This window comes from Kiloniella sp. (genome assembly GCF_965205715.1).
Lineage (GTDB): Bacteria > Pseudomonadota > Alphaproteobacteria > Kiloniellales > Kiloniellaceae > Kiloniella.
In genome coordinates this window covers 566,110-581,032 of the sequence record NZ_CBDBHW010000013.1, presented here as the reverse complement: position 1 = coordinate 581,032, position 14,923 = coordinate 566,110, and the positions used below count along the sequence as shown (strand labels likewise).

The 14,923-nt window shown below is 45.1% G+C and carries 13 protein-coding genes and 1 pseudogene; 8 read left to right on the top strand and 6 right to left on the bottom strand.

What is annotated here, in order from left to right:
* Positions 1-29: 29 nt before the first annotated feature.
* Both ACOGW3_RS14020 and ACOGW3_RS14015 read right to left on the bottom strand, forming a co-directional pair.
* Positions 30-1,826: a methyl-accepting chemotaxis protein gene (locus tag ACOGW3_RS14020; RefSeq protein WP_419903542.1), complete on the bottom strand. Its 1,797-nt coding sequence runs from the start codon at positions 1,824-1,826 to the stop codon at positions 30-32.
* Positions 1,827-1,966: 140 nt separating this feature from the next.
* Complete coding sequence (locus ACOGW3_RS14015) at positions 1,967-2,386, bottom strand: P1 family peptidase (protein ID WP_419904058.1); 420 nt, start codon at positions 2,384-2,386, stop codon at positions 1,967-1,969.
* Between the two features lie 102 nt (positions 2,387-2,488).
* Between ACOGW3_RS14015 and ACOGW3_RS14010 the strand changes: the two genes are divergently transcribed.
* Positions 2,489-3,721, top strand: coding sequence for an ISL3 family transposase (locus ACOGW3_RS14010; RefSeq protein ID WP_419901077.1), 1,233 nt, complete (start codon positions 2,489-2,491; stop codon positions 3,719-3,721).
* Here the strand turns inward: ACOGW3_RS14010 and ACOGW3_RS14005 are convergent.
* Positions 3,699-4,412, bottom strand: a complete 714-nt coding sequence (locus ACOGW3_RS14005) for a P1 family peptidase (protein ID WP_419903541.1) — start codon at positions 4,410-4,412, stop codon at positions 3,699-3,701. The two genes, ACOGW3_RS14010 and ACOGW3_RS14005, sit on opposite strands and share 23 nt — an antisense overlap.
* Before the next feature lie 193 nt (positions 4,413-4,605).
* Here ACOGW3_RS14005 and ACOGW3_RS14000 point away from each other — a divergent pair, with 193 nt between their 5' ends.
* Positions 4,606-5,070: a YHS domain-containing (seleno)protein gene (locus ACOGW3_RS14000; RefSeq protein WP_419904057.1), complete on the top strand. Its 465-nt coding sequence runs from the start codon at positions 4,606-4,608 to the stop codon at positions 5,068-5,070.
* Positions 5,071-5,091: 21 nt separating this feature from the next.
* Here the strand turns inward: ACOGW3_RS14000 and ACOGW3_RS13995 are convergent, their stop codons facing one another.
* A complete protein-coding gene (locus tag ACOGW3_RS13995) occupies positions 5,092-6,144 on the bottom strand; it encodes an arginase family protein (protein ID WP_419903540.1) in 1,053 nt (350 codons plus the stop codon).
* Between the two features lie 160 nt (positions 6,145-6,304).
* On the opposite strand from ACOGW3_RS13995, the gene ACOGW3_RS13990 reads away from it, so the two are divergent.
* Positions 6,305-7,240 carry a LysR substrate-binding domain-containing protein gene (locus ACOGW3_RS13990; RefSeq protein ID WP_419903539.1) on the top strand — a complete coding sequence of 312 codons (936 nt, stop codon included), beginning with the start codon at positions 6,305-6,307 and terminating at the stop codon, positions 7,238-7,240.
* 26 nt (positions 7,241-7,266) lie between these two features.
* Here ACOGW3_RS13990 and ACOGW3_RS13985 read toward each other — a convergent pair whose 3' ends face one another.
* Entirely contained in the window at positions 7,267-8,625 is a 1,359-nt protein-coding gene (locus ACOGW3_RS13985; RefSeq protein ID WP_419903538.1) for a transporter substrate-binding domain-containing protein, read from the bottom strand.
* Between the two features lie 442 nt (positions 8,626-9,067).
* On the opposite strand from ACOGW3_RS13985, the pseudogene ACOGW3_RS13980 reads away from it, so the two are divergent.
* The 5 genes and pseudogenes from ACOGW3_RS13980 to ACOGW3_RS13960 form a co-directional block, all read left to right on the top strand.
* Positions 9,068-9,370 (top strand): annotated as a pseudogene (locus ACOGW3_RS13980) (PAS domain-containing protein); the annotation flags it as partial.
* 192 nt (positions 9,371-9,562) lie between these two features.
* Positions 9,563-11,071, top strand: coding sequence for an IS21 family transposase (gene istA / locus ACOGW3_RS13975; RefSeq protein ID WP_419901087.1), 1,509 nt, complete (start codon positions 9,563-9,565; stop codon positions 11,069-11,071).
* Positions 11,068-11,880 carry an IS21-like element helper ATPase IstB gene (gene istB, locus ACOGW3_RS13970; RefSeq protein WP_419901088.1) on the top strand — a complete coding sequence of 271 codons (813 nt, stop codon included), beginning with the start codon at positions 11,068-11,070 and terminating at the stop codon, positions 11,878-11,880. The genes istA and istB overlap by 4 nt, the downstream gene beginning before the upstream one ends.
* 306 nt (positions 11,881-12,186) lie before the next feature.
* Positions 12,187-13,338 carry a methyl-accepting chemotaxis protein gene (locus ACOGW3_RS13965; protein WP_419903537.1) on the top strand — a complete coding sequence of 384 codons (1,152 nt, stop codon included), beginning with the start codon at positions 12,187-12,189 and terminating at the stop codon, positions 13,336-13,338.
* A 200-nt stretch (positions 13,339-13,538) separates the two neighbouring features.
* A complete protein-coding gene (locus ACOGW3_RS13960; protein WP_419903536.1) occupies positions 13,539-14,024 on the top strand; it encodes a YajQ family cyclic di-GMP-binding protein in 486 nt (161 codons plus the stop codon).
* Between the two features lie 82 nt (positions 14,025-14,106).
* On the opposite strand, the gene ACOGW3_RS13955 is transcribed toward ACOGW3_RS13960, so the two are convergent.
* Positions 14,107-14,520: a VOC family protein gene (locus ACOGW3_RS13955; RefSeq protein WP_419903535.1), complete on the bottom strand. Its 414-nt coding sequence runs from the start codon at positions 14,518-14,520 to the stop codon at positions 14,107-14,109.
* Positions 14,521-14,923: the final 403 nt, after the last annotated feature.

Here is a 14,923-nt window from a genome sequence, read left to right as displayed (position 1 = left end):
CCAATAAACCCCAATATAAAGATTCTCCCTCAAACAGGGGCAGATGCTGATTTTAAAATCATCATGAGTTCTTCTTGCATGTGAACCAATGCGGATTTGATTCGACCCGATGTTTTCATCAACTGCGCTGTTGCATCTCCCGTCGTCTTCGAAGCATCTCTCATAGCAGCGCTACTGCCGGAAACTTTGTTGGCATTGTCTACGGAGTTTTCAACAAAGCTGGCAATGCTATGGTATGCTTTAACCTGAACATCAAACAACTGAACCAGGCCACGCATTGATTGATCAACTTCATCAATCCGCCCCTCGATTGAGGTAATCCCCTGGGCGGCTTCTTCTGAAACATCTCGGATTGATCTAACCCGAACAGCGATCGCGTCCGCCGCTTCTGATGTTTCTCCTGATAGCTTTTTCACTTCTTCTGCCACAACCGCAAAACCTGCTCCCGCAACACCTGCTCTTGAAGCTTCGATCGTTGCATTCAAGGCAAGGAGATGTGTTTGCCCGGCAATCTTTTGGATCATCTCAATGATATCCCCGACCTGGTCGGCAGTTCCATACAAGTGCTCAACGGTTTTATGTGCCTTTTTGCTATCCTCACCCGCAAGAGACGTGAGCTTAATCTGCTGATCCACAGCCGTTGTCATCTCAGAACTACAAGAAACCAGATTCTCTGAAAGCTCTTTAATTTCCTTGGCCATGTCGGCGTTAATGTCCGCCAGTTCAATTGTCTCACCAGCCTGAGTATTGGTATTGGCGGCAAAATCTTGAAGTTGATCGGACATCGTCACCAAAAGATCAGCGTGTTCCGACACACTTTTTACGCTCGAGTTCATACCGCCTTCCAATTGAGTTGCAACAGAGGCCAAACGGTTCTCTACCGCCTTCTGATTACGAAGTCGCTCTTTTTCATTCTCTTCGCGAAGGATATCGGCTTCATCTCTTGCTTGCTGAAACCGCTCGATTCCTCGTGCTAGCGAACCGATTTCATCTAGGCGATCGGCTTCAGCCAACGCAACAGAACCGCCGTCGGCAACTTCTCGCGTTGCGCTCTGAAGACGGACGAGTGCCTTTGTCACTAAGCCGCGGCTCACACCATAAACGACACTGAGAATAAGGAGAACAGCGACCCCACCAAGAACACCATTAATAGCAAAAACTCGGTTAGCAAAACTTTGAACCTCTTCGTCTTTTTGCTTTATCACATCAACATAATTAAGAATGGCTATGCGCTTGCGTTCCGCATCAAGAGTTGCATCTGCCAATATCCCTTTGAGCGAAGCGACCTTATGCCCCAAGGCATCTGGGCCCGTATTTTCAGCCGTAATTTGGGATACGGACTTCCTCAGCTCAGGCAATTTCTTATTATCGAACCTGATTTCTTTAATTTGATCTTTGAAATCATTTCCATCAAAGACCCCTAGCGAAATTGCAGATTTACCCGCACCGTCATCAACCACAAAAACTCCGCGTTTGGATAAATCTCTACGCTGGCTTCGTTTTCGATACCGGGTTTTGATCCCTGCTCGTCCATCGTGAACAACCACAACCCCACCCTGGGCTATCGCCCAACTTTCAACTTCCTTGATCGCATCAACTTCCAAGTGAGAACCAATAGCTAAGTATTGAGTTTGTAATTCAGAAATTTCAGCCCGCAGTGTTTGGTTCATTTCCCGAAGCAACTGAGTTCGATCATCCTGCTTTGTCATTATTTCTTTTAAGAGAAAATCAAAGGCAAATAGTAAACCAGCCATCAAGGGGATAAGAACAGAAATCAAAACGATTATCAGTTTGAAATCAATCCGGGATCTAAGCGTCGCAAACATTAAAACCTCACACTGTGACTAACGCGATCAAATATCGTTTTTTACAGTGTGATCGGTAACGGCTCATTATTACGGTTTAGAGAAGCATTCGTTACGTTGTTTCTAAATGAAGATTCAATTTTAGATACTTAAGCCAACATTCAATCTGCTGCCATAACAGATTTAAGAGTCTCCAAAGGAAGCTCATAAACAACACGCCCTTTGTAACCTGTCGTCGTCGTCGCCTTACAAATCGAATTTACAATGGCCTCTTCTGTTGCTTCAACGGCGGCATGAAACAGTGGGTTGATGTCTTTTTCTGGCAGCGCCTTGATACCTTGATGCAAATCGCCGTCACGGAGATTAAGAACATTCCCCGTAGAAAAAGCGATCGAATAATCACCACTGCCATTGTGGCCGAAACCTCCTGTACGGCCCAGCCCGAGCACAGCTCTTCTCGCGAGGCGATCGCATTGTTTCGAAAGCAAAGGTGCATCGGTTGCAACCACGATAATGATCGAGCCGTCTTCCGTGTGAGGTACAGCTTTTCGATCAGGAACAGGTACCTCTGAACCCGGAATTTTTACGGGCTCTTCTCCGCTTTGTTGAGTAGAAAAAGATGCCGACCGCCAAGTAACCTGTTGATATGTATGGTTTCTGATAACTTTACATAGAGCAGGTATATGACAATCAACATCTCGCAGCATATTTTAGGCCTCAAAGGGCAACGTGTAAATGAAATTAAACTGGATGACGGCGGTGTTAAGATTGTCATTCACTGCAGCCGAGACGCGCGTAGGAGGGCTATAGACCCTGCTACAGGCCAGAAGGGAAGCATCAACCAGCATGTCCGCCGACAAGTAAACGACATCCCCCTTTTTGGGTATCCTTGTGTGGTCGAGATTGAGCTGGCGCAGGTTTATATTAACAAGGGCGAACGCCGCATTGAGGGGTGTGATTTTGTTGATAAAGGGTGCCGTTTCACTCACCGATTTTGCCGACTGATCAGTGGATTATGTCGGCATATGTCTATTCAAGCGGTTTCCAGACATTTGGATATACGATGGGAAACGGTCAAGAATATCGACAGGGCATACCTTATTGAAACTCTCCCTACGCTTGATCCTGCAGAGCTAACTGGCTTGGAATATATTGGTGTAGATGAAGTTGCCCGGGCGAAAGGTCATGACTACATGACGGTGGTCTACGATATGGTTGGCGGTCATCTGATCTGGGTTGAAGCAGGCCGAACTGCCGAGGTTTTTTCAAGGTTTTTGAAACAACTGCAACCAGATACAGCCTGCAAAATAAAGGCCGTAGCGATGGATATGGGGCCTGCCTACCAAAAGGCTGTCAGAGAGTCCTTGCCGTTGGCCGACATAGTATTTGACCGTTTCCACGTCATGAAAAACTACAGCAAAGCTATCCATAATCAGCGTCGACTTGAGTTCAGAAAGGCCGATCCAAGTGGTAAAGAGTTGATGAAAGGGACACATTATCTGTTGCTCAAAAATGCGGATAAGTTGAGTGAAAAACAAAGTGACAAGCTGCAAAGGTTGCTGGAGAGCAATAGCAACCTGAATGCACTTTACGTCTTGAAAGAACAGCTTCAGCTGCTGTGGAGTGCCGCTTCATTTGAGGCGATGGCGGAGCAACTGGAACGTTGGTGCCTGATAGCAGATCAGTCACAGATGCTCTATCTAAAAAAGTTCGCGAAATCCCTACGGAAACATTGTGTGGGCATCTGCAACTACGCCAAACACAAGCTCACAAGCGCCAGGATAGAGGCTGGTAATGTCAGTATAGGAATGATCCGTAAGCGAGCCAGAGGCATCAAGGATACCGAATACTTCAAACTCAAAATTAGACAATCATCCATTCCAGATAATCAATCTATGCTCTATTTGAAATCCTAAATCTACTCAACAAAGCGGAGAAGTGCCTTTTTACGCCCACATTGGACCCATTAACTCTAAAGTCCGCCCGATCCCCGTAATTCGCCTGAACCAGAACCCCTACAGTATAGATCTCGCCATTAATCTCGACCTTACGTGAAGAAGTCCCGATTCCGGCTTTAAAATCGTGGCAAACCATCCCTGTCCCACCACCGACACAGCCTTCGCTTACGGTGCCACCCTTCGCACCTTCAAGAGCGTGTTCCACATGCTCGGTTCCAAGAGCAAACGCATTGGGATCACTTAACCACCCATCCCATGCTTCTGCGACGATTGGATGGGTCCCGCTATGGATGTCGATATCATCACAAAGTTGGTTGATGCCCCGGTGAACGGCACCAATGCCATAATAGGATGTAAGTAAAATTGGAGAAGACAGTTGCCCCGCCTCTTCCAACCAACCTCGTCCAGTCATTTCGCCATAGCCATTAAAGACACTGGAGCCGGCAAAAGCTCCATGGCTCCACAGTTTCTCACGCCCTAAAGGCAGAATTGCTGTAACGCCAGTTCGCAAGACATTTGGGCTTTCTTGAATAATGGTACTGTGCCCCACTTGCACTCCAGACACATCGGTGATGGCATTGTGTTCACCAGTTGGTAAATCACCAATTTCGAGACCGAGTTCGCGAAGACGCGCCCGCTGAGATGGCATATGCCTTACCCTTTAACAACATGGAAAATTTCAATAATGACAATGCCTTAATCTACCCACAAAGATCAAGAGAGTACATTTAGTATGATAGACGTCGTTGGGAATTCCAGAGCACAAACTGCTCAACTGAATGTGATATGCAGTTTACAATACCCCCCCTTATATTAGAGGAACAACATTCAGAAAGATGCCTATGTTAATCAGCCGCCGACAATTACTTTTCACCCTTGCGACAGGCACAATTGCCTCAGCTTTACCTACGGCGTCTTATGCTGCTCAAGACCCAATCTATACTGGATTTTTCTCTTCGGTGGCGATAGATGGTTATGACCCCGTTGCCTACTTTACCCAGAACAAACCGGTCGAAGGTTCTGAAAAATTCGCATACGAATGGATGGGGGCAAGTTGGCATTTCGCTTCAGTAGGCAACCTCGAGACCTTCAAAGAAAATCCTGAAAGTTATGCTCCACAATACGGGGGATACTGTTCTTGGGCCGTTGCTCAAGGGGACACGGCTTCAGCTGATCCCTATGCCTGGAGAATCGTAAACAACAAACTTTACCTCAACTATAGCGCAGGTATCCAGCGACGTTGGGAAAGAGACATCTCTGGTAATATAAAACGCGGCGATGCTAATTGGCCCAACGTGCTCGACTAGTGTTGATATAGAGTAATGAGATTAAAAAACCAAATTATCCCCTTGTGAATTTGAGCTGCCACCTCGCATTTTATGCCTGTCCGTTCTTTGTCGATCAGACACCAGACTAATCAACTCAAACATTATCGACATCGCAACCATAGAGGTAATCTTGTTGGGGTTGTCTTTGGTTGGCATCAAACAAACGACATCTCCTCCAATCACATTTAATCCTCTAATTCCCTGCAACAGTTTATTGGCTTCATTCATTGTAAAGCCTGTCGATCCGGCTTCGACATTGGAAACGGCTGGTGCGATTGAAGGATCAAGACAATCGAGATCGAAGGTAATATAAACGGGATCGTCACCAATTCGTTCTCGAAATCTACGAATAGTTTCTACAACCCCAATGTCGTCAAATTCATCCTTTGTGATCAATTGATACCCGAGTTCATCACTCGTTTCAGTCCATTCCAGCGTCCTCAAGTTTCCCCTAATACCTATTTGCGAACTCAAGTCAGCATCTACTTGTCCTTGCTGAACAAGGTAACTGGCCCAGTGAGCAGCTGATTTTTTGGCACCCAACCAGTGATCCAAATTGTGAAAAGCATCCGTGTGGGCATCAAAATGAAGAAGGGCAACTTTCCTGCCCTCCGTTAATTTTGAGCCTTCGCAGGCTAACCCCTGTAAAATCCCCCCCGTTACAGAATGATCCCCCCCGACAGAAACTGTTGAAACTCCCTGGCGCGCTAAGCGGGCGTAATAATCTGTGATCCTTTGAATAGAGGCTTCATTATCATTGGCCTCAGGAAGCGGTACGTCTCCCAGATCAAATATTTTACTCTCTGCCCATGGGTCCAAGTTGTATTTTGCGTGGACCCTCCGACCTATTGGAGAGACATCCCGAACCGACCGAGGGCCCAAGTGCTGATCTTTTTCAGTCGTTCCATTGCCAGATGAATGTGGCACCCCAATCAAAGCTATCTCGCACCCCTCTGGATCTGGAATATGAGGGCATCGAAACAAAGTCGGCACTCCCCACCAATAAAGTGCCTCCATGACTTTTTCATGATCTTGTTTTATCCCGTCACTCATCATGGCTCCTACTCTCAGACATTTTATATTATTGATATTTTCTCAAACAAATAACTTCCTCTTCATTTTAATCAGTTGTATTTTTTTAGATAATTAGAATTTCTCCAGAATAAATTGAGTTTTTCTCAAGCTTAACTAAGAGTTTAAGGGAGAGTAATAAATGCCACGTAACTCTCGAATCCAGCTCAATGCGATTAGAGCGTTTGAAACAACGGTTCGACTTGGAAGCGTGAAGGCCGCTGCGGCAGAACTCTGTGTTACAGAAGGTGCCGTCAGCCGTCAGATAAAAAAGCTGGAAGAAGTACTATCACTGTCTCTTGTTAGACGTGATCACCAAGCCATATCAGCAACCTTACTTGGCGACGAACTCGCAAAAGAGTTCTCCACAGCACTTGATTTGATAGATAAAACAATTTCCCAAGCACAAGAAAATCGCACCCGTATCAGACTTCAAGTCGCTCCAAGCTTTGCTATCCGATGGCTTATGCCCAGACTAGAGGCACTTCGCAAAAGCATACCTTCTCTTGATGTACGGGTGACGACAACTCTACTTGGCAATCAATTTGACAGATACAGTTTTGATGCAGGTATCATTTATGGCGACGGAAAGTGGCCAGATTTAATTTCAACCAAACTCTCTGACGAATATTTGGCACCAATCCTTCCTCCGCAACACCAAGAGAATGCTCATAGCCTTACCCCTCAAATAGCATTTAAAACTCTTACTTTCTTACACACCACCGCCGATCAAAGAGATTGGAAATTATGGTTACAAGAAGCAGGTCACACCGGTGTCATGGACATTACGGGACCAGCTTTCGAAACGCTTGATCTCGCGGTAAGGGCTGCGGAAAACGGGTTTGGTATTTCTCTGGGAGATCTTGCATTAATTACAGAGGAAATTGAAAAACAAAGGCTCTGTGTTCCCTTTGGTCCTGTCCTAAAAACAGGAAGAGGTTATTACTTGGTCCATCCTCCAACTACACTCCACACTAAAGCTTTGGAAGAATTCACAAACTGGGCACTTAAAATTTCACCACAACACAATATCAATATGCACAACTTTACCAATAATCTCGGGCTCTCGATCATCTAAAGATCAAACGGATGTAGTCTGATAAGTTATTTCGAAGTCTTATCATTACGATGATAATCTACAGCCAATCGATAGGCACTGTAATATTTGGTGATATTGGCGACATAGTCGACGGTTTCCCGGCCGATAACCCGGCGGGCAATTTGCTCGACATTGGAAAACCATTTGTTGGGATCCAAGCCTTCTTTTGCAGCTTCTTTACGCATAGACTGAACCTTGTTAGGACCGGCATTATAAGCCGCCAGCATAAAGTCTAATCTATCCTGATCGTCTATTTCCGGATCATCAAAATAACGATCCCGTAGATGGGCTAGATATTTAGTACCAGCATGAATGTTAGGCTCTAATTTTTCTACATTGGGGATATTGATAGGATCTCCCGCTGCTGTAGAAGGGAGTACTTGCATTATTCCAACTGCCCCAGCGTTACTTTTTACGGATTGATCAAGTTTAGATTCCTGATATCCCAGAGCAGCAAGCGCAAGCCAATCAATCTCGTATTTTTCACCATAGGTCTCAAACAGTAATCTCAACTTATTTAGCTTGGTACTCCCACCGGCATTGAGAGGGTTTTCGATCCATTTGGTTTGCTCGAAATATTTTTTGAAATATATGTTTCCCAATAAACTCCCTTTTTTCACCTTGTGCAGGGAAGAATTTAGGACCTTGAGAAGTTCAGGATTATCTTTCCGCACAGCCCAGGCCAATCGACCATTGTCATTAAGAACAATGTCCTCGTGTATTTTTATCGAGGGGAGAGCCTGCTGCCAAATCTGTGCGACATGCAGATCGGCAACTGTATAATCAACAATTCCAGCACTGACCATCTGCAGAATATCTTCATCGGTTAATTTTTCATTGGCTGGAAGGGCCTTAATCGGTTCGAGTTTCCGGCTGATTAACTTGCTGTTCACATTTTTTAGATGCTCAGCAAAACTACTGCTCATATTAATGAGGACTGACCTTCCTGCCATATCATCGATAGTCTTAATTGGGTGTGCTTTTGCACTACTGACAATGACTTCTGCGACATCATCCAGGTAAGGTTTTGTAAAAGTAACGCTTTCTTGCCGTGCAGCCGTAATCGTTAAGCCGCCAACAGCAACATCCCCATACCCACTTTCCAAAAGAGGCAAGAGGTCAGAGAAGGCAACGGGTTTATAAATGAAGATTATCGGCCAGTTGGTTTTTGGGGTTATCTTTTTGAGATTTTTTCGGAACTCCTCAATCAAATCGTATTCAAAGCCTCGAGGTTTCCCACCGACAATAAAGAAATTTGTCGGGCTATAATTAACCAAAACTCTAATGGTTCTCTTTTCAATCAAGCCTTTCAAATCATCACTGTAATTGTCTGTAGATTGGACAAGTAGGCTCGGTGCAGCCACAGGTTGGCTGGATAATGAAAGAATCAGAATTGAGCAGTAAAGGATGATCGATATCGTTCTTATAACCACAGATTTCCCTATAAATTACCCGTTAATGATAAATTTAAATTGAACTTGGCACTACAAAAGCCCTCATTAAGGGAATTCATAAACTCAACAGCACCCCATAGTAGTATTATATTAACATTTCACCCCTAATCTATATTCACAATATTTTTGTGGTGATTACTAATCTTATATCCACACATTATTTACGGATACGGCAAGATTTTGTTGCCCCTAAATATATTTAACACGGAATTGAAAATAAGACCTCACCTTTGTACCTGTGCGTTTATTGAACACTATTTCATTTATATCTACCGAGGATCTCGGGGCTAAATACTGCCGGTATCAAGCCCTCCTCGATACAGATTTAAAGCTAACCTGTAAGGGGGTTCAAATGAGAGAAACAGATGTTACAGACGTTGAACGTTTTTTTGGCGATGACGAAATAATCGTCAGCAAAACCAATTTAAAAGGACACATTACCTATGCAAACTAAGTGTTCTTATCCATAGCAGACTTCACCGAGAAAGAAGTTCTCGGTCAGCCTCACAGCATGATACGCCACCCTTCTATGCCCAGATCTATCTTCAAACTGCTTTGGGAAACGCTTGAGAAAAAGCAGGAAATTTTTGCATACGTTAAAAACAGAGCAAAAAACGGTGATTTTTACTGGGTAATTGCTCATGTGACGCCGAGTAGAAACAAAAGTTGTTCAGCGACAATAACCTTGGCCGGTTGCGACAACCACCTTGGCCGGTGGATCTGATCATTAAAAAGGGCGTGCCCGTTTGATAATCAGATCCACCGGCCAAGGCTTAATTTGGTGTTAGTTACAAGCTGCTGTGAGTTGATAAATTAGGAACCTCTAGATGTAATTGGAGGAACCTGTTTGCCGTATAAATTTATCACAGATGAACAACTGAGACTTTACATGACAGATAGAAAAACTCATGGTCAACGAACCGCCGCTGCCCGCGCAGGGTTTAGCGAACGCACGGCCCGCCGATTTGACGTTGATGCGACTTTACCGTCACAACGCAATATAAAGCGAGGGCGAACAGTTTCTGATCCGCTTGAAGATATCTGGGATAAGGACATCCTTCCCATTTTGGATAAAGACAACTCGGTCAAACCCATTACTTTGTTGCGCCACATACAGAGCCTCTATCCGCTCCGTTTTCCCGATGACCGTGTCAAGCGCACGTTAGAGCGCCGAGTTCGGGGATGGCGGGCTCTGAATGGCCCTGAAAAGGATATCATTTTCAGGCAAACACCTGAGCCGGGTTACATGGGCCAATCAGATTTCACGGATGCAGCCGACTTAAGTATTACCATTGCAGGAGATCCTTTGGTGCATCGGCTCTATCATTTTGTTCTGGTATATAGCCGATGGGAACATGTTGGGGTCGTACTTGGCGGTGAGAGTTTTACAGCCCTTGCGGAGAACTTACAAAATGCGCTTTGGTCCTTGGGGGGCGCTCCTGAAAACCACCGGACCGACAGCCTGTCTGCGGCCTTTCGGAATTTGAGCGTTGAGGAAAAGGAGGACATTACCAAACGTTATTCTGCTTTTGTTGAGCACTACGGTATGGAGGCCAGTCGAAATAACAGAGGGGAATCACACGAGAACGGTGCCATTGAATCTCACCACGGTCACCTTAAGACTGCGATAAAGCAGGCCCTGATTTTGCGTGGCAGTAATGACTTTGACACTTTGGATGAGTATCGGCGATTTTTGGACGAGCTGATTGCTAGACGGAACAAACATCGTGACCAAGATATCCAAACAGAGTTGAAATCTCTCAAGGCGTTACCTCCTCGGCGAACAACAGATTACACTGAAGTCGTGTCGAGAGTTACCAAAACAAGTGGTTTTTTAGTTAAGCAGGTTTTTTATAGCGCCCCTTCTCGCCTAATTGGTCAACGCTTGCGTGTCCATATTTACGATAACCGGATAGAAGCCTATCTAGGCAGCACTCATGTCGTCAGCCATTCTCGTGAGCGGGGGCACGGCAAAGGCCCCCGCATTCATGTTATCAATTATCATCACGTCATTCATGCTCTCAAACGTAAACCTCAGGCACTCGCCAATTCTATTTATCGTGACAGTATTTTTCCAAGAACCGAGTACTCCCTGGCCTGGACATTGTTTCAGAAAAAGTTGTCCCGCAGAGATGCGTGTCGTCAGATGGTTGGGATACTTTTCCTTGCGCACGAAGAGGCTTGTGAGGCCGAAGTCGCGCACCTGATTTCGAGAGAAATCAATGCAGGAAGGCTACCTTGCGCAAAAAAACTTAAGCTGAATATCACAAAAAAGAACACGGATTTACCTCCTGATATTCCCGTGGTTCAACCTTCATTATCAGTCTTTGATACTCTGTTGGAGGATCGGGCATGACAAACATTGAAGTGGATCAGCACAAGCTGCCTCTTATGCTAACTGACTTACGATTACCCAGCTTTCACAAACACTGGCAAGATATCGCAATCCAATCCGACAAGGAGGGCTGGTCAGCAGCCAGGTTCCTTGCCGTTTTGGCCGAATATGAATTGGCCGAAAGGGACACGCGACGCATTCAACGCCATCTCAACGCATCAAACCTGCTGGGCGGAAAAACTCTGGCCACTTTTAACTTCAAGCGGCTGCCTAACGTGAAAAAGGCGCAGGTCGAAGCCTTGTCTGCCGGTGACTGGATTGACGCAAGAGCAAATCTGATTGCCATTGGAAATTCAGGGGGAGGAAAAACTCATCTCCTATGCGCCGTAGGTTATGCTCTTATAGAGGCTGGATACCGTGTGCTCTATACGCAAACCAGTGATCTGGTGCAAAAACTCCAGGCTGCCAGACGTGAACTTATGCTCGAAAACGCCCTCGCAAAACTCGATAAATTTGATCTCATCATTCTCGATGATATTACCTATGCACAAAGGGATATATCTGAAACATCCGTGCTCTTTGAATTGATCGCCAGACGATATGAGTACCGAAGTATTGCAATTGCTGCCAATCAACCTTTTAGCGGATGGGACAATATTTTTCAAGATAAGGCCATGACCGTTGCAGCAATCGATCGTCTTGTTCACCACTCAACCATTCTTGAGATGAATATCGACAGCTACAGACAATGGGAAGCCGCCCAAAATCTCAAAAAAATGTTGCGGAAAACCACAAACAAAAAGGTGAAAAATATGCCTGAAGCATCGTAAATAAACGTCAGATCACAGCCGCATCAAAAGCGGCCAAGGTGGTTGACGCAACCGGACAAAGTGGTTGACGCTCTACAAAAAGTGGCAATATTATTGGCTACCACTCCAACAGACGAGTCCCAGAACGCAAAGTTTTAGATGAAACCATTATTCCTCTTTATGACGATTTACTATCTGAAGAAAGACAAGGCGGCAGGAAACATGGCTTAGAAAACTCCTACAACAAATTGACCTCTTTGCTCGCAAGTAAAGGCGTTGAGTACGACGAATTTATCGCCGGTGTCATGAATAACTGAGGAACAGGCAATGATTAGAAGTAAAACCAATAGAGAACTACAGCAAATCCTTGATGTGTGCTTGGCGGTATCTGAGGGTGATTTCGAATCTCGTATAATTAATATTAGGTCCAAAGGTAAAATGGCTGAGGTAATGCACGCCATCAACCGAATGATCGATAGGACTGACGCCTTCATGAGGGAATCTACGGCTTCTTTGGAGTACGTCAGCAACAACAAATATTTCCGTCGTATCGCCGAAAAGGGCATGGTTGGATCGTTTGGTGTTGCCAGTAGAACCATGAACGACGCAATGGATTCCATGGAAACCCGCGTAAAGTCCTTCTCCGGGATTATTGATGAATTCCAGGGTTCAATGGCCAACATCGTCAGTACCGTTTCGTCAGCATCAACAGAACTAAATGCCACATCTGAGACCATGAACTCCACCGCGAGTTTCACAAGCGAACAGGCAACTATGGTGGCAGCAGCTGCCGAAGAGGCTGCCACCAATGTACAAACGGTCGCTTCAGCCGCAGAGGAGCTATCTTCGTCGATTAACGAAATCACCCGGCAAGTATCTCATTCATCCTCAATCTCCATTGAAGCGGTAACTGAGGCGCAAAACACCTTGGTAATGATAGAAAACCTTGCTGTATCGTCTGAAAGGATTGGCGAGGTAATGCATCTTATTAAAGACATTGCAGAGCAGACGAACCTACTGGCGCTCAATGCAACCATCGAAGCAGCCCGGGCAGGAGAAGCAGGAAAAGGGTTTGCGGTGGTTGCATCTGAAGTCAAAAATCTCGCAAATCAGTCCGCCAAGGCTACCGAGGAAATCGCTATACAAATTTCCGGGGTTCAAGAAGCCACAGGTAATGCCGTTTCTGCTGTTGATAAAATTAGATCGGTGATCGAACAGGTCAACGAAAGCTTTACAACCATCGCTTCTGCAATAGAGGAGCAGGGTGCCGCAACAACCGAAATTGCAAGAAACGTTGAAGAAGCATCAAAAGGCACCAGTGAGGTTACCAGCAATATACAAAAGGTAACTCAGGCGTCAGTTGAAACGGGATCAGCCTCTCAAGATGTCTTAACGGCTTCAACTGAACTCTCTCAACAAGGGGCAATCTTGAATGGAGAGGTAAGCAATTTCCTGACTTCTGTTCGAGCTGTCGTTTAAAACAAACTCTAGAACAGACCATAAATCGAGCTATCAAAAGTCTTAATCAGCTATTGATAGCTCGATTTTTCAATTTTACGTTTTGTCGATCCGTATCATCCGTTATTCTCGGCACAGAATTGTCGGTAACAGTGGGCTTCTAAACCTGCTGTCCATCCGTAAGCACCAATAGCGAATGACGAAATAAAAGGACCTTCGATATGCCATCATTTGATATCGTTTCAAAAACAGATATGCCCGAACTAAATAATGCTCTTGATGGTGTCCGCCGTGAAGTTACTCAACGTTATGACTTCAAAGGCTCAAATTGTGAGATCACACTCGAAGGTGAGCTGATCACTATTCTTGCTGATGACGATCTCAAGCTAAAGCAAATGCACGAGCTTCTCAAAGTTCACACGACCCGACGCAACATTGATCCTGGTGCACTCGACTTCGGCAAAGAAGAACCTGCCTCTGGCAACATGGTTCGCCAAATTGTTACGCTAAAACAGGGGATTGATCGCGAGCTCGCAAAGAAGATCACCACGGCCGTAAAGCAATCAAAACTAAAGGTTCAAGCCGCTGTTCAGGGTGATGAAGTTCGCATCACTGGCAAGAAAAGAGATGACCTTCAAGGAGCAATGTCAATGATCAAGGAACTGAACCTTGATCAACCCCTTCAATACGAAAACTTCCGCGACTAATTAAGACCTGTCATTTCATAATGTAAAAAGCTCTGTATGTGTACAGAGCTTTTTCTTTGCCCTCATCACCTTGAAATGAACTTTAATCCTTATCTTCAGGACCAATCCATACAAACGGATTGTAAGCAATCTCCCACAGGTGCCCATCGGGATCTTTTAAGTAGCCAGAGTAACCTCCCCAAAATACTTTTTGAGGCTGCTTAACTGCCGTCGCGCCAACTGAAACCGCATGCGCAAAAAGCGCATCAACTTCAGCTTCTGAACTCAAATTATGAGCGAGGGCGAAAGAGTTAAATCCAGTCCCCTCCGGAGATAACATTGCATCTTTTGCCAAGGCTTCTCTTCCATATAGCCCAAGCCAAGTACCGTTTAAGGTAAAAAAGGCAACTTCGGGTGGCGATTCCATTTTGGGAAAACCCAAACCCTTTTCGTAAAACTCAACAGATCTTTCGAGATCATCAATACCTAAGGTGATCATGCTTATACGTGGTTGCATTGGAAGCTCCCTTGCCAGTTCTGTAATAAGCAAAAACAAACCTATACATCACAAGATTGCCTCAGCTTTGCCCCGGCCATGTTACAGCACTTTTTTGTTGTGCCCGCTAATATAATTTCATCACAGGTAGAAATATCAAGGGGGCATAACATTGATAAATAAATACTGGGGGATAAGTAAAGATCGGCGCAGAGGCCTTCTAAGTCTTCCTGTCTATCATAGTACAACACCTCGCCACACCAGACGGGAGGTTGATATATCGCCCTTTAATCACCCAACAATACATGCCAACAAAATTAAAGGGGAGGTTCGGCAAGATCGAATACACCTCTAACAACTAACTTTACCACCTATTGCACAAGACCTTACAGCCAGGCGTAAAACGCGTTTTGGCTTAGGACTC